Origin of the sequence: Paraglaciecola polaris LMG 21857 (genome assembly GCF_000315055.1) — a bacterium.
Lineage (GTDB): Bacteria > Pseudomonadota > Gammaproteobacteria > Enterobacterales > Alteromonadaceae > Paraglaciecola > Paraglaciecola polaris.
Map to the genome: position 1 here is coordinate 15,676 of NZ_BAER01000033.1, position 19,773 is coordinate 35,448.

The following is a 19,773-nucleotide window of genomic DNA, read 5'->3' on the forward strand; positions in this document are numbered from 1 at the left end:
GAATGTATGACCTGTTAAATTATTTGTCGGGTCTGTTGGTTTTAATAAACGGGCATAGCTCAGGTCTGTGCGTCACCCGCTAGACAGGATGTGCTAGGAAGTGTTTGCCCCCTGTGAGCACTACTCTATAATTTGACTTTTACGCCCTAACGCTTTTTCTAATTGGGCCTGGTAAAGCTGTTGATAAAATGCTGCACGGCGGACTTTATAGGGCTCGTTTTGCAATAGAATATTTTCTTTATTTTCCTTGTTCCAATCGTTCCACAGTGCGGCAAGTTTGGCTTGTTGCTCGGGCATTTTGCCGTTTAGGTTAGTCGCCTCGTAAGGGTCAGCTTGCATGTCAAAAAAGCTTTTACCCACACCGGGCAGCGGTTGATTTAGATATTTAAAATCAGGGGTACGAACCGCCCATAAGTCGCTGGCCTCTTCTAAGCGCCAAAACAAGGCAAGATGCGGTGATTGGAGGTTTTCTCCTCGAATGTAAGGCAGTAAGTTTACCCCATCTAATTTGGCATCATGTACATCCGCTCCAGCTAAACCAAGGGATGTCGCGGCGATATCAAGGGATGATACTAGGCCATCGAACTGACCCTTGTTGCCAAAACCGGCCGGCCAGTGGGCAATAAAGGGCACATGCACCCCTCCTTCAGTTAAACTGACTTTACCGCGTCTAAAGGGTTTGTTGCTGGCCCAGTTCGAGTTTGGCATCCAAGATTCAGGATACACACCGCCATTGTCGGATAAAAAGAAAATCAGCGTATTTTCAAACTTACCACTTTGCTTTAGGCCGTTAACTAACCTACCTATACCTTGATCCATAGAGTCAACCATGGCGGCATAGGTCCTACGATTGATATCCTCGATATGTTGATATTTTGCTAAGTCTTTTTGTGTTGCCTCTAAGGGCTGGTGGGGCGCATTATAAGCTACATACATCATAAACGGCTGGGATGTCGTCATAGCAAACTCGGCTGCTTCTTTACTGATAGCCGTTGTTAAGTACTCGTTTAATTGGGCGGGTTTACCATTTCGCGACAAGGGAATACTGTATTCTTCATTACTCACTTTCACCGACTCAGGGAAATAGTCATGCCCACCACCGAGGAAGCCATAAAAATAATCAAAGCCTCGGTTATTTGGATGGAAATTAGGATGCGAGCCCATATGCCATTTGCCTATTACGGCCGTTTTATAACCCGCTTTTTGCATTCGTTTCGCAAACGTGGGTTCGTCAACTGGCAAGCCCATGAAGGGATCATCTGGAGAATGTGCGGCGTTAATTTCCATGCCAAAGCGCGCTTGATAACGTCCTGTTAACAAACCTGCTCGGGACGGCCCGCAATAGGGATGAGTCACGTAAGCATTACTGAACACCACACCCTTGTGTGCCAAGGCATCAATATTAGGCGTTTTGATTTCACGTGAGCCGGTAAACCCTAAATCGCCATAGCCTAAATCATCAGCCAATATCACTATTATATTTGGTCTGGAGTCTGCTTTAGTTTGGCCAGCATATGCCACGCTGGTTGCTAACAAAGTGCTTAAACATAAGCACTTTGCTGCGAGAATTAATGCACTGAATTTCATTTTTGCTTCATCTCCTGATTGCTAGTGATTCGGTAATTGTCCATGCGCATCATAGCGTCTCCCTCATATTGTCGTTTGAGTTGCCATAATGGACGTTCAAGGGTTAGTTCCCACTTAAAAAGACGCTCATATAGCTGGGCTACCCGCTCAGGGTACATATCAGCAAGATCGTGCATCTCTGAAATATCCTTGCTCAGGTCGTAAAGCTCTGCTGGGCGATCAGGAAAGCGCAGTAATTTCCAATTACCGTCTCTTATCGCCGCTCTGTTTTCTTTTTTCCAATACAGGCGTGAATGAGGTGGGCTGTTATTTTCCTGTTTAATGAATGGCAATAAATCCACTCCATCGATTGCCGCTAATTGCTGTTCATTCCCACCAGCAGCGCTAAAGAAAGTGGGCAATAAATCTAAGGTACTAATAGGATTAGGGTATTCCCCTTGAGACACCTTCCCCGCCGGCCAGCGCATAATAAAAGGCACGCGGATCCCGCCTTCCAGATGATTCGCTTTAGTGCCACTCAAAGGCCCATTATTAGATGCGTTGGTATCCGATGGCCCGCCATTATCATTGGTAAATACCACTAAGGTGTTGTCGCTCAGCCCCAACTCATCAAGCGTATTTAATACCTTGCCTATTTCCCGGTCCATGGATAGCGTCATAGCAGCCAGTTGTTGTCGCTTACCCTTAAGGTTGGAGAACTGAGCTAAGTCTGCAGGTTTGGCTTCCATAGGGGTGTGCACAGCATTAAATGACAAAAAGACGAAAAACGGATGTTTTTGATTTCGTTTAATAAATTCGACGGTTTCAGTCGCCAGCGCTTCCGTTAGATAACGCTTAGATTCTTGAAAGTGAGCAAAGCCACGCTCCAACTTATCCTCTGGGTAAGAAACGGGATTTTGAGCACCGAAACCGAAGTAACTTCGCGCACCGCCACGAAAGCCATAAAACTCATCGAACCCGCGTTTGGTTGGATGAAACCTGTCTGCATTGCCCTGATGCCATTTACCGATTAAGGCTGTTTTGTAGCCACGCTCGCGCAAATAATCCGCCATGGTTTTCTGATCAAGAGGTAAGCCCATATCGTCACCCGTTAAACCTGACTGACTCATATACCCAGGAACGTTATTTTCTTCATAGCCAAAGCGCTGCTGATATTTACCGGTTAATATTCCAGCCCTTGATGGGCCACACACCGCCGCACTTACATATGCTTGTGTAAATACCGTGCCTTGTGATGCCAATTTATCTAGGTTTGGGGTACGCATTACGTCGCTGCCCTGAAAGCCAAAATCCGCATACCCCGCATCGTCTGATAAAATAAATAGAATGTTGGGCGGGGACGTTTCCTGTTGCTGGCTGGCGTAAGACTGAATAGGCATCACGACGCTCACAGCAAGCATTAACCAGTGATTACGCCAAAATTTTTTCTGTATCAGCTTAGTCATAAAAAATTTTCTCCGCTCTATCTTGTAATCTGTTGCAATAACTTCCTCTCTATTGCACGTCTTGAGGCTCCATACCGGCACTTCGAATGTATTCATCTTCACTATTGATTGTCATTTTGTTAACAGTATACAATATACTTTAACCAAATTTACATTCAAAGGCAATTTATCCAGCACACTCTTAAATGGATTAAATAACGCTTTCGAAAATAGTGAGAAGGAATATTTGATGCTCAAAAAACTGACTGTGTTAGCACTTTTTTTAATAAGCCAATTAACCAATGCCACCGATAAAAATACAGCGCAACAGGTGTGGTTTGACCCTGACATCAGTTTTGCACAGCGGGCTAACCTCTTAGTTAATGCCATGACAGTGGACGAAAAAATCGCTCAGTTGTCACACGCCACGCCGGCCATTGCACGGCTTAATGTGCCCCAATACAATTGGTGGAACGAAGCGCTGCACGGTATCGCCCGTAACGGCAAAGCGACGATTTTCCCTCAGGCGATTGGCCTAGCTGCCACTTTCGATCCAGACCTAGCACATCAGGTAGCAAGTGCTATCTCAGATGAAGCGCGGGCCAAATATGCCATCGCCCAGTCTATCGGTAATCAAGGTCAATATGCCGGGCTGACCTTCTGGACCCCTAACGTCAATATTTTTCGCGACCCCCGCTGGGGGCGCGGACAAGAAACCTATGGAGAAGATCCCTTCTTGACCGCACAGATGGGTACGGCGTTTGTAAAAGGTCTGCAAGGTGATGATCCGAAATATTTGAAATCTGCCGGGGTGGCCAAGCATTTCGCGGTGCATTCGGGGCCTGAATCCTTGCGTCATCATTTTGATGTAGAACCCAGCCAAAAAGATTTATACGAGACCTATTTACCTGCCTTTGAAGCTCTCGTTACCCAAGCAAAGGTAGCTGGGGTGATGTGTGCATATAACGCTGTTAACGGCGAACCCGCCTGCGCCAGTGCCCAATTATTGGATGGCATTCTAAAAAAGCAATGGGGATTTCACGGCTATATAGTGTCTGACTGCGGCGCCCTAAACGATTTTCAAGCTGGGCATAAGGTCACAAAAAGCGGGCCTGAATCTGCCGCGCTAGCATTACAATCTGGCGTTAACCTTAATTGTGGCTCTACCTATGAGCATTTCCTAAAAGCTGCACTTGAGCAAAATTTAGTTCCCTTGGAACTGATTGACCAGCGCCTGACTCAATTACTGATGATCCGCTTTCAGTTAGGCTTCTTTGACCCTGCAGGGCTTAATCCTTACAACGAAGTTACCCCTGACGTCATTCATAGCCCTGAGCATATTAATCTGTCTCGTGACGTCGCACGTAAATCAATTGTGCTGCTTAAAAATGATAATCACGTATTGCCGCTTTCAAAAGACATCAAAGTGCCTTATGTAACCGGCCCATTTGCGGCCTCATCAGACATGTTGATTGGTAACTACTATGGTATATCTGACAGTTTAGTCAGTGTTCTGGAAGGTATTGCCGGTAAAGTGTCCTTGGGCTCTTCTTTAAATTATCGCAGCGGCTCACTGCCGTTTCATAACAATATCAACCCGCTAAATTGGGCGCCGCAAGTCGCCAAAACCGCAGATGCGGTTATTGCTGTGGTCGGTGTGTCTGCCGATATGGAAGGCGAAGAGGTCGATGCTATTGCCTCCGCTGACAGAGGGGATCGGGTCGCAATCACCTTGCCACAAAACCAAGTGGATTATGTAAAGCAGTTGGCAGCCCATAAAAAAGGCCCGTTGATACTGGTTGTTGCCGCTGGTAGTCCGGTTGATATCAGCGATTTAGAGCCCCTGGCTGATGCCATACTGTGGATATGGTACCCGGGGGAGCAAGGCGGTAATGCTGTAGCAGATGTGCTATTTGGTGATACCAATCCGTCAGGCCATTTACCCCTGACCTTTGTAAAATCGATTGATGATCTGCCGCCTTTTGATGATTACGCGATGACAGGCAGAACCTATAAATTCCTCGAAAAAGCGCCCTTGTATCCCTTCGGTTTTGGTCGATCATATACTGAATTTAGCTTCAATGATCTCACTGTTTCTCAAGGCAAAGCGATTGAAGGCGAAGCCTTGACCTTGAGTGTTGAAGTAGAGAACAGAGGAGACATCGCTGGTGAAACTGTCGTTCAAGCTTACCTGTCACCAATAGCGCGGATGAACAACGAGGCAATTAGCAGCCTTAAATCGTTTAAGCGCATCCATCTTGCCCCGAAAGAGACACGCTGGGTTGAGTTAACAATTCAGGGAAAGGATCTGTACCAAGTCAATAACGCAGGTGAAACTGTATGGCCACAAGGTCGATATAGCCTAGCGGTAGGCGACTCACTGCCCAGCCCACGCAGTCTTGAATTAGGCGCAGCGCCTCATCAGCGCCTAGAAATAAAATTTTAATAACGCTGGGATCGCCAGCGTGAATGAGCTGGCGATCGAGTTCGAGACTTTATCCCCGTACTGCTATAAATCGCTATGGGGGCCAAACACTTCATAGTGAATTTGCGCGTCTTTCACGCCTAAATCCAGTAGCTGGTGTTTGATAAACTTCATGAAACCAGTCGGCCCACAGATATAGAAATTACCACTGTTTACAGGCAGTTTCTGCGCCAATGGAGCCAATGACATTAATCCGCTAAACACATTATCTTGCTCAGGAGCTTGGCTTGCATACCAACTATATGCGCTAAGCTCAGGAGTGCTTTTTTCCAGGTCAGCAACGCGCTGAGTAAAGGAATGTTGCTGGGCATTTTCACACGCATGTAAAAAATGGATAGGCGTTTGAGGGTGGCTATCCACTACCGCTTCAAGCATCGACATCATAGGGGTTAAGCCCACTCCGGCAGAAATGAGTACCGTGGGTAAATGGCGATGTTGTAAAAAGAAATCTCCAGCAGGCGGTAAAACATCTACCACATCTCCTTGCTCAACCGACTCATGTAAATAGTTCGATACTAGGCCGTGTACGTCACCCTGTTCACGTTTTACACTGATACGGTAGGTCGCAGAATTAGGTTTGTCTGACAGCGAATATTGGCGCATTTCCACATACTCACAGTGTTTAGGATGCACCTTAATACCTAAGTACTGACCCGGTTTATAAGTCACTACCGGTTCACCGTCCACTGGCGCCAACACAAAACTGGTCACCAAAGAGGACTCAGGCGTTTTACTCAGAACTTTAAACTGTCGTGGCCCCAACCATCCTCCCTCAGCCTGTTCAGTTTGATTATATAAATCCCCTTCACGATTGATAAATATGTTCGCCAAGGCGCCATAGGCTTCGGTCCAAGCTTGTTCCACGTCAGGAGTGAATGCATCGGGCGCTAATTCACGAAGCGTCTCAATTAGATGATGGCCAACAATATCGTAGTGTTCTGGCTGAATAAAAAAGCTGGTGTGTTTATGGGCGACTCGCTCCACGACTTCATTTAATGCCCCCAAGTTGTCGATATTTTTAGCGTAAGCCGCGATCGCGCTAAAAAGTGCAAACTGCTGACGACCATTGGTTTGATTGGCCATATTAAATATGTTTTTAAGCTCTGGATTCAGGCGAAACATGCGCTGATAGAAATGGTCGGTGATCGCCACACCTGCTGATTCCAATAACGGAATAGTGCTTTTCACAGTGGCAATAGTTTGAGCTGATAACATAAAAAACCTCTTAATAGGTGATGGTGAAAGTATCGATTGTTTATCGACAAAATTAATCGGGCTTAGCGTCAATACGAGCCCGAGTGAGAATGGGCAGGTAGTGCCACAAGAACAAGCTAAACGCTGCTAGCCAAAAGCAGGCGCTCAACTGCCAATAGAAAAGAACATGTTCAGTTAACCCAGAAAGTGCCCGTATCAAACCCGCCACTAACAACAAAGCGAACGCGCCGTTTAGGCTAACGTTGATTTTTAAGGCACGGCCGGTATGCCCCAATGAGACTCGGGACATCATGCTTAGGATCATCCCAGATACCGCACTGATGCTGATAAGATGCAGGGCATCTTTTAGGGCTAACAGCGGCGTTAATAAACTCAGTCCAGCAAGCAGTAATCCCAGCGCCATGGCGAGATAGGACAAATGCAAAGACCATAACAAGGACTCCTGCCAAATGCCTTTGTGGTACCACTGCCTAAGACGCCACAGATGAGCAATACTCAGCAGTATTAATATGCCTGCGGCTTGTTGGGTAAAGGCAAAGTAAAATTGTGCGCCAAACACCACGCTTGCAAACAGTGACCCCCAGAAAAGCACGTTATCCAGTAGCGGGTTTTTGTACTGTTTTTGCCCAAGAGCGCGGGCGGTAAAAAACGGGATCACTCTGCCCCCAATCAGCGTGATCAGCACACAGAACAACACAATCGCGCTTTGCCCCATGTACGATGCGGCTGCAAATTCCTGCTTAATGAGTAAAAAAACAAAAAGTGTATTGCACATAAACATGGCGCTCAGGAGTAGGATCTGCACCCGATTGGCTTGATTTTTTGCCTTAATAATTAAGTAACTGAAGCAAGCAATCACCCCAAGCCACCAGCCAAACTGGGCCACACAAAAAACCGCTAGGCTCCAAGGTCCCGCATTAATAAGCAAACTCACTCTGGCGATTAACCAAAGTAGCGTTAACGCGATTAAAAACCCACCATGGGCACTGCGTAAGCCGGTCCACGTCTGCACTGCGGTCAGTAAAAATCCGCTCGCAATCAGAGCCGCAAAACCGAATATCATTTCATGGGCGTGCCAAAGTGTGGGCGGAAATACCCAATTCTCCGTCCATTGGCCGCTAAACCACAGGGTCCAAATTCCAACAGCCAAAAAGGCCCAAGCGGCGCCAAGTAAGAAAAAAATCCGAAACGCCAAAGAAAAAAGGACCCGCTTAGAGGCGCTTTTCATCACAGGTTGAACGGCAAGTGGATCTTGCACCTGTCCAGGGCTGATTATCAATTTAGCCATGAATTAACACACCTGCTTGTGCTGTTCGTACAGTGCAATGCACCTAGCCACATAGGCCACTTTAAGCACACTGGCGCTGACAATGATCACCACATGGCTGGCAACCTGCTGGCCTAAGGAAAACAAATCAGCCAGGGGATAACTAATCGCTATGCTAAGCACTAATAATCCCAACGAGATCCCCAGCGTCGAGTTAGCTACGTTGAATAGGGCGTGGTTGCGATTTGTGCTTTCTTTGCGTGCCATACTAGCCATAATTACCTCCAGTCACTGGGATTAAGTGTGTAAACGAGTTATTTTCTCGTTGATAACTAAGGTACTGCATCTTTAATGCCAACGAATAAAATAGATTAAAATCAAATGGTTATAAAAATAACTCAAACAAAAGAGTCATAATGACTCACAAAAAAATAGAGTCAATATGACTCATATGGTGTGTTATGACTTTAATTTTTTTTGTGGCATTATGTACCCAACCTAGAGCCATAAAATAACCACAAAGTAAATGGTGCAGGAAACTAACCGCTGAGATGACATGCTCGAAATGAACTCAACACTTTTGCTAGAAGTTGCGCTGGATTTAGCCAACAGTATTAACAATGAAGACCGTTTTGACCGACTGTTGTCGTCTATTCGAAAGGCGATCAACTGTGACGCTGTTGTATTACTGGCTTTTCAGACTGAGCAATTAAAACCGCTGGCGATTCAAGGGCTGGCGCCAGACACATTAGGACGACGCTTTAAGCTGGATGATCATCCTCGCCTTGCGCAAATCTGCTCAGGGAAACATCCAGTGCGTTTTCCATCTGATTCAACCCTACCCGACCCCTATGATGGTTTACTGCTTGCTAAAGAAGGCGATCTACCTGTGCATTCTTGTATGGGGTTACCCCTGTACAGTGATAATCAACTGATGGGTGTTGTGACCCTCGATAGCCTTCAACCCAATGCATTTAGCGATATTCCTGAGCGCACCTTGCAGTTGATCACTGCCCTGTCTGCGGCAACTCTGAAAACCGCAATACAGCTTAAAGCGTTAGAGCAACGCGCCCAGCAGGCACAGGAATTAGTACAGGAGTTGACCCATGAAGCCCTCACTAGAGACGGTGGCGAACTCATTGGCAACAGCCCTGTCATGCTTGCACTAAAAAGTGATATTCAATTGGTTGCGGGCTCGGATTACAGCGTGTTGATATTGGGAAAGACCGGCACGGGAAAAGAGTTAGTAGCCCGTACCCTGCACCAATTATCAGCCCGTCGTCAGCAACCTCTAGTGCATATAAACTGTGCATCGATACCGGAAACATTGGCGGAAAGCGAACTGTTCGGCCATGCAAAGGGAGCGTTTAGCGGAGCGGAGAAAGCGCGTCCCGGTAAATTCCGGTTGGCCGATGGCGGCACCATTTTTCTCGATGAAGTGGGTGAACTGCCACTCAGTGTACAAAGTAAGTTATTGCGCGTGTTGCAAAGTGGGGAAATTCAGCCCGTGGGTAAAGACAGCGTCGCTTCAGTCAATGTGCGCGTTATCGCTGCGACCAACCGCGATCTGGCTGAAGAAGTTAGATTAGGGCGTTTTCGCGCCGACTTGTATCATCGTTTATCCGTTTACCCCATCAGCGTGCCAGAACTTAAAGATCGTGAGCAAGATATCTTATTACTCGCGGGATTCTTTTTAGAAGTCACCGCTCGTAAGCTGGGCATACGCCAGTTAAAGTTGCGTCCAGACGCGCAAGCATCGCTACTGGATTATCCTTGGCCAGGCAATGTAAGGGAACTTGAGCATGTGATCAGCCGCGCATCCCTCAAAGCAAGTCGTGGTAGCGAACATCAAGATATTATTTCTCTTTCCGCGCAAGATTTGGATCTCGACCGCCAAGCAGATAATTTTCAGACCCCTGCCACACATTTGGCACCAGCCGAAAATGCGATGCCACCAGTTGATCTAGAAGGACTGAAAACGATGACAGAAACGTTCCAAAAAAATCACATTATAGCGGCTTTGCAACACAGCAGTGGAAATTGGACTCTGGCGGCGAAACATCTGGAGTTGGATCGCGCCAACCTGACACGTTTAGCAAAACGATTAGGCATCAGCATTGAGAAGAAGGTCAAACCCCAATGACGCACCCAACAAAGAACTTGCGTCATTTACCCTAAGACTTGTGCAGGTTAGTCTCTAAAACTTATTGCATCCCATCCTAGCGCTTTGAACGTAAACGTTGGTAATTAGCAGGGATCCATTTAAACCCATTCTGTAATTTAACTAAATGCCCTAACCCTGGAAACGGCAAATGCGCTCCAGCTATCATAGCCTTGCTGTTCGCCGCTTGCCCAAATATACGGCTACGTTGGGCCAAAGCGAGCTCTGGTGATGCGTCAAAATCAATAGTGACCTCTGGATACGCAAACTGTATTGCTGCCGCATGTATCAAATCACCTATCACCCACATGGCTTGCCCATCGCTCTCGAGTAAATAACTTGTGTGCCCCGGCGTATGTCCATGTGTGGCATTCGCCTTTATACCTGGCAAGATTTGCTGACTACCATCAAAAGCAACGACTTTTTGCGCGTTGACATAGGGATTAAGAGACGCCATCGCACCTTGGAAAAAACCTTTATTCTCTTCAGGCGCTTTATTCATTTCAGCTTCACTTAACCAGTAATCAAGGTCACGCTGATCAGCGTGTATCATGGCACTAGAGAATACGCGCTCACCGTCTTGCGCTAAACCGCCAACGTGATCAGGATGCAGATGGGTGAGTAAGATATGATCCACATCGCTTGGTTTATAACCGGCGGCGCGTAAACTGATGACGATGTTGCCCAAGGTTGGGCCAAACAAACTGCCTGCACCGGTATCGACCAACACCAGCTCTTCACCTGTATTAATTAAATAACCATTGACTGACGTTTCGGTTGGGGTGGCTAAAAAGACTCCTGCCAACTGAGCCTTGGTTTTATCCGCGTCTTGCTGCAATAATTTATCCATGGGCAAGTCCACAGTGCCGTCACTCAAAGCAGTCACTTCAAATTCACCGAGCTGAAGCCGATAAAATCCAGAGGACGATAACTTAGCCATACTTTCAGTCCCGTTCGCCTGAGAAGTCAGAGACAAGCCACACACCACAACAGGATAAAGAAGACAAATTCGTATTAGGTTAAATATTTTCATTTACTCAGCTTCCTTAAAAATATTAAGCATACACAATCATTTTTCTACTGGCTATCAGCAACAATTAAGCGCCTTGCCCCATATTCTACTCGCATAAAAAACTAGTTTACCCCCATATATAAGGCGAATAGGGCAACGTTCAATCGCCAGAAAAGAACAAATCACCATATTTATCAAGAGCCTCTACTAAGTCAACAAAGCCCGCATTAAAAACTGCTGTATTAATATACTATGTCGAAATTCCATCACTAATATTGATGGGTAAATTATTTTCCATTTATATGAATGATAGATAATGAGGTACAGAACCATGTTTTTTTCACGTACTAGTACAAAACCAGATGCGCCTACTGTCGTAAGTTTTGAATCATCTTTTATTCGCTCTCTTGAGAACCATTGTGCGACTATTTCATTTACCCCTGATGGTCAAATACTCGAGGCAAATCCGTTATTTTTAGCCACCGTGGGTTATACCTTGGCCGAAATAAAAGGCCAACATCACCGCATATTTTGTGCGACTGAAGAATCTGGTTCAAGCAGTTATCGCGCGTTTTGGGGGAGTCTCGCCAAAGGCGAGAGTTCCAGCGGTACATTTTTGCGTAAACGAAAAGATAATACGGATCTATGGCTTGAAGCGACCTACTTCCCCGTTGAGCAAAACGGTGACGTTGTCAGGATAATCAAAATAGCCAACGATATCACAGTTGAAAAAGAACGTCTGGACAGCCAAACAGCCATATTTCAAGCGCTAGATCGTGCAAATGCGCTGATAGAATTCACCCCATCGGGAGAGGTGTTAAACGCTAACGCGAATTTTATTAAAGCCATGGGCTATGCAAATTTAAATGACATAGTAGGTAAGCACCACAGATTGTTTTGCAACGACGATTTCTATCAAGAGAACCCGAATTTTTGGGCTGAGCTCGCCAGAGGAGAATTTAAAGGCGGGCAATTTAATCGGGTGACCCGTAGCGGCAAAACCATTTGGCTCGAAGCCACCTACAACCCCGTACTCAATAGCCAGGGGCGAGTCATAAAAGTGGTCAAAATAGCGTCGAATATTACCACACGAATAGAGCAGCAATTAGCCACTCAAGAAGCGGCTGAAATTGCTTATAGCACATCAATACAAACGGCTAAAATATCTCAAGATGGTGCAGTAATTTTACAGCGCAGTGTGGATACCTCCCATGCCATAGTTACCAGCACATTGACCTCTACCGACTTAATTGAGCAGCTTAACAAACGTTCAGAAGAAATTTCCAAAATTGTGACGACTATCAGTGGCATCGCCGACCAAACGAACTTACTTGCCCTCAACGCGGCAATTGAAGCCGCACGTGCAGGTGAATATGGCCGAGGATTTGCCGTTGTTGCGGATGAAGTGCGCACGCTAGCCGCGAGAACCGTCAGTTCAACCGCAGGCATTGAGCAATTAGTCACCAGCAACAGCGCATTAACGCAAAAAGCCAAAGACAGTATCGCCAGCATTCACCAACAATCGCGAGAAAGTGCCACCCAGGTTGAAGAAGCGGCAACAATTATCGAAGAAGTGCTAACTGGCGCCAGATACGTGAGTGAAACAGTAGATCGTCTGCGCAAAGAAGGTTAACTGGCTAGCTGGTTGCCCTTAAAGCAACCAGCTAACTGTAACCCAGCTTAATAAGATTTATACGGCAAAAATTTACCTGACAAACCAATACTGACGCGATCACCGGCGCTATTTTCCTCGCGCTTAATATCCATGGAAAAATCAATTGCGCTCATGATACCGTCACCAAATTCTTCGTGGATCAACGATTTGATCGTCGAGCCATACACATTGATCATTTCGTATAAACGGTAAAGTAGCGGGTCACTCGGCACACTTTCAGTGAAAGAACCTTTATAGGGTACAACTTGCAACCAAGCTTCTGCGTTTTCGTCTAAATTAAACAGTTGGGCCACAACTTTCGCTTGTGGTGCATCGAAGGTCATTTGCCCCAAACACCCTGCGGTTGTCCATTCCTTCGACTGACCAACGGCATCCGCAACCTGTTGCCAGGTGATACCTTTTTGTACTTTCGCCAGCACAATCGCTTGGGTAACTTGCTCTCTGGTTTGCATGAATTCACTCCTCAATAAAATGGCTTTAGGATTAGGTTAAAAATAGATATATAAAATATACATTGCTGATAAGTAGGGCACTGGCAACACACTGCCAAAATGCCACAGGATTGCGTTCCATAATGGGTGGTTTTGATTTACGTACAAAATCGGCATTGGGGTGACGTAAGTCATGTATAAATTCTGATAACTGTGCATAGCGTTTAAATGGATCGACTCTTAACGCCTTATGCAGAGTCGCATCCAGCCATGCCGGTAACACACTGTCATCATCTCTAACAGACTGGTAAATAAGCCTGTTTTGCTGAGATCGAGTGCGGGTCTTGGAGACATGGGTTTCATATGGAAAACGTCCAGTCAGCATGTGATAGGCCAGCACCGCCAAGGAAAACAGATCCGAACTGGGTGTGCCCACCTCGCCCAAGAAGTACTCCGGTGCCATGTAAAGTGCCGTACCAAGCAATTCATTATTGCCACAGCCTTGCCCGACTTCCTGTAGACCAGCGACCGTGGTAGAACCAAAATCAATGATTTTTACTGTGCCGTGTAAGTCAATCATGATGTTCTCAGGACGAATATCTTGATGTAGCATGTCTAAACGATGAAACGCCTGTAACCCTTTACCTATTTGCTCGATGATGTTTCTTACTGCTTCCAGTTCAGGTTTGGGATTATCGGTCATCCATTGACGTAATGACTGGCCTTGAACATATTCAGCCACCGAATATATAAACTGTTTGGGGCGCGAACTAGCAGGCACATTTAGCACATGAGGATTGTGCATACGCCGCCCTATCCATTCCTCTAAACAAAAACGCTCTAAGTATTCATCGCTGTCAGATAAATCGACTGAGGGGGTTTTCAACACCCATTGTTGCTGGTTGGTTTGATCTTCGACAAGGTACACATGGCTGCGGGCAGACACATGTAATGAACGAATAACATGATAACCGTCAAACGTTTGGCCAGCCTGTAACATAGGAGGTAAAGGCAAAGCTGTGAGCGCTTCAGTAATCGGTTTACCTTGCGGCTTGATCAGCTCTGTGACCTTAACGACTTGTAAGCTGAGGTTGTCGTCACTGCCGTTAGCCAGCGCTTGTTGTACCAAGCCCTCAGCAAGCAAGTTAGCTGATGCATTACCTTCAACGGCAGTCCCAGTTGTTACATTGTGCAACATGTCACTAGGCGATAGATATTCATGTACACCATCCGTGCACAGGATAAAGATATCGTCTTGGCATATTGGCAATGTTACATAATCGATATCAAGCTGAGTGTGCATGCCAAGCGCGCGGCTCAAGTAACTCTGACCTTGCGCAGCATATTGGCGATGATCGTTGGAAAGTTGCTCTAACCCCCCTTGACGTAATAGATAAACCCTAGCATCGCCTACATGAAAAATATGCGCTGTGCTTCCTTTTATAATCAAGGCACTAAAGGTACACACATAGCCCTTTTCAAGATCGTAACGAAACTCACTTTGCTTAGTATAACCGTGCAACCAAGCGTTAATGGACTGCATCACTCGAGTGGCAGATGTTTCAACCGACCATGCGTCAGACGTTGCATAGTAGTCTTGTAAGAAACTATTGACGGCAGCTTTACTCGCAACCTGACTTACAGTGCTGCTGCCAATTCCATCGGCGATTACCAACACTTGCCCCTTCAAGCGTCCTTGACTATCAATAGGACAGCAACTGCCACAATAGTCTTGATTAACCGATTTAAGGCCAGCAATACTATGCTGGCCAACATTCAACTTAGCGAGTTGCATGCTCAGCGACTGAGCTTGGGGCTAAATCAGCCGGTTTTGAATAAGGCAGGTTACGCTTAGGTGCAGTGCGTACATGAGTGCTGTACAAGGTTAAACCGGTAAAGGCTAAGCCGCCTACCAGATTACCCAACGCGGTAGGAATTTCATTCCATACCAAGTAATCCATGACTGAGAACTCCCCGCCTAAAATCAGGCTAAATGGGAACAAAAACATGTTAACCACTGAATGCTCAAATCCCATAAAGAAAAATAGGAAGATAGGCATCCACATAGCAATCACCTTACCGCTCACATGCGTAGAGATCATCGCACCGACCACACCCAACGACACCATCCAGTTACACAACATGCCGCGAATAAAAATCGTAAACCAACCAGCGGTGCCATATTCCGCGTATCCTAATGTACGCGCTTCGCCTATCGAAGCCACTTTCTTGCCTATGGCCCCCGGGTCAGTGTTAAAGCCATAAGTAAATATAAAGGCCATCATGATAGCCACCGTTAACGCGCCGCCGAAATTACCTAAAAAAACTAAACCCCAATTACGTAAAACCCCTTTGACGGTCACGCCAGGACGTTTATCGATAAGGGCTAATGGCGTCAGTACAAACACACCAGTGAGCAAGTCGAAGCCCATAAGATACAACATACAAAAACCCACAGGGAATAAAATAGCACCGAGTAAAAACATCCCAGTTTGCACTGCTATCGTAATAGCAAAAACAGCCGCCAGTGCCAAAATGGCTCCCGCCATATACCCCCGGATCAGGGTATCTCGTGTGGACATGAATACTTTTGATTCCCCTGCATCAACCATTTTGGTGACAAACTCTGCCGGTAATAAATAAGCCATAAATAACCCCGTTAAATTTAGTATGTTGAACCTAATTTGTTGTGTTAGCCCGGATAAATCAGTCATTTCTGCCTTTCAAAAAAAACAAAAAAACAAAAAAAACGGTGTCAGTTAACCCGCTAAAAAGCAGATAAACTAGACACCGTCGTCTAAATAATTTATTTGAAAGGGCAAAAAACCCGAACCTTACTATTGCGGTTACAAGTCTTATGCCAATAGAATAAAATTAATATTTTCAATTAGTTAACCAAAATACTCAATATCACTCTGATACAAGTTGGTGCATAAAAAGTCTAATGGGTGCACCCAGTGCAACATTTTAGCGCAGCGCATATCAGCATTCGCGCAAAGCAATACCATGCATTTAAAAAATAGGTCAGATAACAACAGAGCGAAGCTTGGACAGTAAATAATCCTGTATATAAAACAGTATTAAATGAAAACCTGACTGACGAGCAAAATCGGAATAGGGGACCATATTAGTAGCTGTCATAACCGTGTTACGGTCGACGCTCGATCGCGACGGGTCGCTTGCACAATAGAATATTGATTTGAAATTTGACTGAAACATCGAAATTGGAGCGAGAAACGAGGCTCGTAACCGGCAACCGCGTTACGGTCGACGCTCGATCGCGATTAATCGCTTGCACAATAGAATACTGATTTAAAATTTGACTGAAACGTCGAAATTGGAGCGGGAAACGAGACTCGTAACCGGCAACCGCGTTGTCGTGACCCCTTGGGGTCGCATACTGAGTAACAATATTCCTTGCTCTGAACGCTTTAAATTTGCAGCGGGAAACGAGACTCGTAACCGGCAACCGCGTTGTCGTGACCCCTTGGGGTCGCATACTGAGTAACAATATTCCGTTGCTCTGAACGCTTTAAATTTGGAGCGGGAAACGAGATTCGAACTCGCGACCCCAACCTTGGCAAGGTTGTGCTCTACCACTGAGCTATTCCCGCATAATAATGCTGTGCTTCGCAACCACTTTATGGTCATTGCTCAGTTCCTGAGCTATTACAAAATCACCCACTGTCATCAACAGCGGGTGCGCATTTTACAAAAACTAGCTGAGGACGCAAGCCCTAAATTGCATTTATATGTGTTTGTTGCTGTTAAATGCTTAGATTCTCAACATAGAGGCGAAGAAAAACACAACAAAAGCATTTTAAATTAGATATTGAATATGTGCTGGCGGTAAAACACCAGTTCTGCAATTGACTCACGAATATCATCTAAGGCTAAATGCACGCCTTTTTTAGTAAAACCTTCAAGCACTTCTGGTTTCCAGCGTTTCACTAACTCTTTTAACGTGCTCACATCAATATTGCGATAGTGAAAATATTCTTCTAGTTCAGGCATGTACTTCACCATAAAGCGGCGATCTTGGCCTATGGTATTACCACATAAAGGGGATGCTCCCTTAGGAACGTATTTTTCAAGAAAGCGTATTGTTTCAGCCACTGCCGTTTGTTCGTTAATCGTGCTTTTCTGACAACGTTCTGTTAATCCCGATTGACCATGGGTGTCAATGCACCATTGGTTCATGTTGTGCAAAACATCGTCAGATTGATGAATGGCCAGCACCGGGCCCTCTGCCAATATATTCAAATTAGCGTCAGTCACTATAGTGGCAATTTCAAGCACTACATCTACTTCTGGGTGCAACCCCGTCATTTCCAAATCAATCCAAACAAGGTTTTGTGCATCCACCGCCATGGTTTCTCCTAATGTCGCGCTAAATTAAGTTGGTGAAAGGAATTGCTATAATTCCGTTGTTGCTAACGTTACCATAATACTAGTTATTAGAATCAAATATAGATATTCCCCCGTGGCGAAAAAACCAAAACTTACCCATAAGCAACGTCGACAAGTCTCGCACAATCGCACAAAGCGTTTGGCCGAGCCCGTGACAACGCCAAGCGACGATTTATTAGAAGAGCAACAACCGGGGCGCGTCATCGGTCGCTTTGGTAAACACGCCGATGTAGAAGACAGCGAAGGCCACATTCACCGTTGCCATATTCGTCGTACTGTTATCAGCGTCGTCTGTGGAGACGAGGTATTATTCCGTCCAGGTAAAGATGGCACTGAAAATATCAGTGGTGTCATAGAGATTGTGCATGATCGTAAAACAGTGCTCACTCGTCCTGATTTTTATGATGGTGTTAAACCTGTTGCAGCCAATATCGATCAAATCATCATTGTCAGCTCCGTAATCCCTGCATTGTCCCTGAACATTATTGACCGCTATTTAGTCGCGTCAGAAGACGTAGGCATCGAACCTGTCATATTGCTCAACAAAGTGGAGTTGCTTAACGACAGTGAGCGCGAGGATGTTGAAAAACAATTACACATTTATCACGACATTGGTTATCGGGTGGTTTATACAAGTTGCAAAACACAAACTGGGATCAGCGATCTTGCCCTGTGCTTAAAAGATAAGATCAGTGTATTTGTAGGCCAATCAGGTGTGGGTAAGTCGAGTATCATTAATGAACTACTGCCCGACGCCAAAGAGATCACAAATGAAGTGTCAGATAACTCTGGTCTAGGTCAACACACCACTACTACGGCCAAGTTATTACATTTCCCGCAAGGTGGTGACTTAATTGATTCCCCTGGTGTGCGTGAATTTGCCCTGTGGCATATGCAAATGGAGCGTCTTACCTGGGGTTTTAAAGAATTCAGAGATTATATAGGCGGCTGCAAATTCCGTGACTGTACTCATGCCGATGATCCTGGTTGTATCATTCGAGCTGCGGCAGAAAAAGGCGATATTAGTATGTTACGCTACCAAAGCTACCATAAGATATTGTCGAATTTAGACGAACTACGCCCGTCGCACAGTAAGGTTTAAATGTATTCTGGTGATGATGTTTGAACTTTAATCACCAGAATAAACTAGCATATAGCCCATAGTGCTTATCATCCTTCCCACAAAATAAAATATTGCTGTACAATCACCTACGGTAAAAACTTTTCGTTTTAGGATTCTCATTTTGTTCGATTCGGTAAAAATTGCATTGCAATACATCACCCCTAAGCACTTGATTTCAAGACTAGTTGGTAAATTAGCTGCTGCTGAAGCTGGCGGATTAACGACCGCGTTAATCAAATTATTTATCAAGCAATATAAGGTTAATATGGCGGAAGCTGAGCGCGAAGATCCTGCTGATTATGCCTCATTCAACGAATTTTTCACTCGAGCACTAAAAAGCGATGCTCGGGTTATTTGTCCTAACGAGCAAGACGTCGCCATGCCTGTTGACGGCGCCGTGAGTCAGCTAGGTGATATTGAGCAAGACAGTATTTTTCAAGCGAAAGGTCACGATTACAGCTTAACCACATTACTCGGTGGCAAGCCCGAATTGGCCGCAGCCTTTAAAAACGGTAAATTCGCCACTGTATATTTATCCCCAAAAGATTATCACCGCATTCATATGCCCATTGATGGACAGCTAACCGACATGGTGTATGTACCAGGTGATTTATTTTCAGTCAGCCCATTAACGGCAGCCCGTGTACCTGGCTTATTTGCCCGTAACGAGCGTGTAGTTGCTATTTTTGATACCCCAAAAGGCAAAATGGCTATGGTCTTAGTGGGAGCAACAATTGTCGCAAGCATTGAAACAGTCTGGGCAGGCACAGTATCACCACCAGCTGGGCAAAATGTCGTGCATTGGCAATACGCTAACACAGGCGAAGAAGCGGTTTTCCTTAAAAAAGGCGATGAATTAGGTCGCTTCAAATTAGGCTCCACCATAGTCGCCTGTTTTGAACCAAACATGGTCGACTTTGCTGACTATAACGCTGGAGATGAAACACGCCTCGGTGATGTTTTCGCAACTTTGACGCAATAGT

Annotated in this window: 14 protein-coding genes, 1 tRNA gene and 2 pseudogenes; 6 read left to right on the forward strand and 11 right to left on the reverse strand. The window is 45.6% G+C overall.

What is annotated here, in order from left to right; all coding sequences use genetic code 11:
* Positions 1-120: 120 nt before the first annotated feature.
* Together GPLA_RS06080 and GPLA_RS06085 are read right to left on the reverse strand one after the other, a co-directional pair.
* The gene (locus GPLA_RS06080; protein WP_007103981.1) at positions 121-1,587 is read right to left on the reverse strand and encodes a sulfatase family protein; all 1,467 of its coding nucleotides are present in this window, start codon (positions 1,585-1,587) and stop codon (positions 121-123) included.
* Complete coding sequence (locus tag GPLA_RS06085) at positions 1,584-3,032, reverse strand: sulfatase (protein ID WP_007103982.1); 1,449 nt, start codon at positions 3,030-3,032, stop codon at positions 1,584-1,586. Before GPLA_RS06085 ends, GPLA_RS06080 begins: the two co-directional genes overlap by 4 nt.
* A gap of 229 nt (positions 3,033-3,261) precedes the next feature.
* Here GPLA_RS06085 and GPLA_RS06090 point away from each other — a divergent pair, with 229 nt between their 5' ends.
* Positions 3,262-5,457, forward strand: coding sequence for a glycoside hydrolase family 3 C-terminal domain-containing protein (locus GPLA_RS06090; RefSeq protein WP_007103983.1), 2,196 nt, complete (start codon positions 3,262-3,264; stop codon positions 5,455-5,457).
* A gap of 63 nt (positions 5,458-5,520) precedes the next feature.
* On the opposite strand, the gene hmpA is transcribed toward GPLA_RS06090, so the two are convergent.
* The 3 genes from hmpA to GPLA_RS06105 are packed head-to-tail and all read right to left on the reverse strand — an operon-like array spanning position 5,521 to position 8,254.
* Positions 5,521-6,711 (reverse strand): NO-inducible flavohemoprotein, encoded by a 1,191-nt coding sequence (gene hmpA, locus GPLA_RS06095; RefSeq protein ID WP_007103984.1) that lies wholly within the window; start codon positions 6,709-6,711, stop codon positions 5,521-5,523.
* 52 nt (positions 6,712-6,763) lie between these two features.
* Positions 6,764-7,999 carry an NnrS family protein gene (locus GPLA_RS06100; protein WP_007103985.1) on the reverse strand — a complete coding sequence of 412 codons (1,236 nt, stop codon included), beginning with the start codon at positions 7,997-7,999 and terminating at the stop codon, positions 6,764-6,766.
* 3 nt (positions 8,000-8,002) lie between these two features.
* The gene (locus GPLA_RS06105; protein WP_051997645.1) at positions 8,003-8,254 is read right to left on the reverse strand and encodes a hypothetical protein; all 252 of its coding nucleotides are present in this window, start codon (positions 8,252-8,254) and stop codon (positions 8,003-8,005) included.
* A gap of 280 nt (positions 8,255-8,534) precedes the next feature.
* On the opposite strand from GPLA_RS06105, the gene norR reads away from it, so the two are divergent.
* Positions 8,535-10,121, forward strand: a complete 1,587-nt coding sequence (gene norR, locus GPLA_RS06110; RefSeq protein ID WP_040514020.1) for a nitric oxide reductase transcriptional regulator NorR — start codon at positions 8,535-8,537, stop codon at positions 10,119-10,121.
* 76 nt (positions 10,122-10,197) lie between these two features.
* Here norR and GPLA_RS06115 read toward each other — a convergent pair whose 3' ends face one another.
* Positions 10,198-11,172 carry an MBL fold metallo-hydrolase gene (locus tag GPLA_RS06115; protein WP_007103988.1) on the reverse strand — a complete coding sequence of 325 codons (975 nt, stop codon included), beginning with the start codon at positions 11,170-11,172 and terminating at the stop codon, positions 10,198-10,200.
* Positions 11,173-11,482: 310 nt separating this feature from the next.
* On the opposite strand from GPLA_RS06115, the pseudogene GPLA_RS24315 reads away from it, so the two are divergent.
* Both GPLA_RS24315 and GPLA_RS24320 read left to right on the forward strand, forming a co-directional pair.
* Positions 11,483-12,244: pseudogene (locus tag GPLA_RS24315) on the forward strand (PAS domain-containing protein); the annotation flags it as partial.
* Positions 12,245-12,448: 204 nt separating this feature from the next.
* Positions 12,449-12,784, forward strand: a pseudogene (locus tag GPLA_RS24320) (methyl-accepting chemotaxis protein); the annotation flags it as partial.
* A gap of 47 nt (positions 12,785-12,831) precedes the next feature.
* Here the strand turns inward: GPLA_RS24320 and cynS are convergent.
* The 5 genes from cynS to orn form a co-directional block, all read right to left on the reverse strand.
* Positions 12,832-13,278 (reverse strand): cyanase, encoded by a 447-nt coding sequence (gene cynS / locus GPLA_RS06125; protein ID WP_007103990.1) that lies wholly within the window; start codon positions 13,276-13,278, stop codon positions 12,832-12,834.
* Between the two features lie 31 nt (positions 13,279-13,309).
* The gene (locus tag GPLA_RS06130; RefSeq protein WP_007103991.1) at positions 13,310-15,052 is read right to left on the reverse strand and encodes a bifunctional protein-serine/threonine kinase/phosphatase; all 1,743 of its coding nucleotides are present in this window, start codon (positions 15,050-15,052) and stop codon (positions 13,310-13,312) included.
* Positions 15,039-15,905 carry a formate/nitrite transporter family protein gene (locus GPLA_RS06135; protein ID WP_040514035.1) on the reverse strand — a complete coding sequence of 289 codons (867 nt, stop codon included), beginning with the start codon at positions 15,903-15,905 and terminating at the stop codon, positions 15,039-15,041. The genes GPLA_RS06130 and GPLA_RS06135 overlap by 14 nt, the downstream gene beginning before the upstream one ends.
* 891 nt (positions 15,906-16,796) lie before the next feature.
* Positions 16,797-16,871, reverse strand: a tRNA-Gly gene (locus GPLA_RS06140).
* Positions 16,872-17,082: 211 nt separating this feature from the next.
* Entirely contained in the window at positions 17,083-17,628 is a 546-nt protein-coding gene (gene orn / locus GPLA_RS06150; RefSeq protein ID WP_007103995.1) for an oligoribonuclease, read from the reverse strand.
* A 112-nt stretch (positions 17,629-17,740) separates the two neighbouring features.
* Between orn and rsgA the strand changes: the two genes are divergently transcribed.
* Entirely contained in the window at positions 17,741-18,769 is a 1,029-nt protein-coding gene (rsgA, locus tag GPLA_RS06155; RefSeq protein ID WP_007103996.1) for a small ribosomal subunit biogenesis GTPase RsgA, read from the forward strand.
* A gap of 142 nt (positions 18,770-18,911) precedes the next feature.
* Positions 18,912-19,772, forward strand: a complete 861-nt coding sequence (gene asd / locus GPLA_RS06160; RefSeq protein ID WP_007103997.1) for an archaetidylserine decarboxylase — start codon at positions 18,912-18,914, stop codon at positions 19,770-19,772.
* The last annotated feature ends 1 nt before the right edge of the window (position 19,773 follow it).

Coding starts and splice junctions, on each gene's coding strand:
- GPLA_RS06080 (WP_007103981.1), bottom strand. CDS start 1,587: ATGAAATTCAGTGCATTAATTCTCGCAGCAAAGTGCTTATGTTTAAGC.
- GPLA_RS06085 (WP_007103982.1), bottom strand. CDS start 3,032: ATGACTAAGCTGATACAGAAAAAATTTTGGCGTAATCACTGGTTAATG.
- GPLA_RS06090 (WP_007103983.1), top strand. CDS start 3,262: ATGCTCAAAAAACTGACTGTGTTAGCACTTTTTTTAATAAGCCAATTA.
- hmpA (WP_007103984.1), bottom strand. CDS start 6,711: ATGTTATCAGCTCAAACTATTGCCACTGTGAAAAGCACTATTCCGTTA.
- GPLA_RS06100 (WP_007103985.1), bottom strand. CDS start 7,999: ATGGCTAAATTGATAATCAGCCCTGGACAGGTGCAAGATCCACTTGCC.
- GPLA_RS06105 (WP_051997645.1), bottom strand. CDS start 8,254: ATGGCTAGTATGGCACGCAAAGAAAGCACAAATCGCAACCACGCCCTA.
- norR (WP_040514020.1), top strand. CDS start 8,535: ATGCTCGAAATGAACTCAACACTTTTGCTAGAAGTTGCGCTGGATTTA.
- GPLA_RS06115 (WP_007103988.1), bottom strand. CDS start 11,172: ATGAAAATATTTAACCTAATACGAATTTGTCTTCTTTATCCTGTTGTG.
- cynS (WP_007103990.1), bottom strand. CDS start 13,278: ATGCAAACCAGAGAGCAAGTTACCCAAGCGATTGTGCTGGCGAAAGTA.
- GPLA_RS06130 (WP_007103991.1), bottom strand. CDS start 15,052: ATGCAACTCGCTAAGTTGAATGTTGGCCAGCATAGTATTGCTGGCCTT.
- GPLA_RS06135 (WP_040514035.1), bottom strand. CDS start 15,905: ATGGCTTATTTATTACCGGCAGAGTTTGTCACCAAAATGGTTGATGCA.
- orn (WP_007103995.1), bottom strand. CDS start 17,628: ATGGCGGTGGATGCACAAAACCTTGTTTGGATTGATTTGGAAATGACG.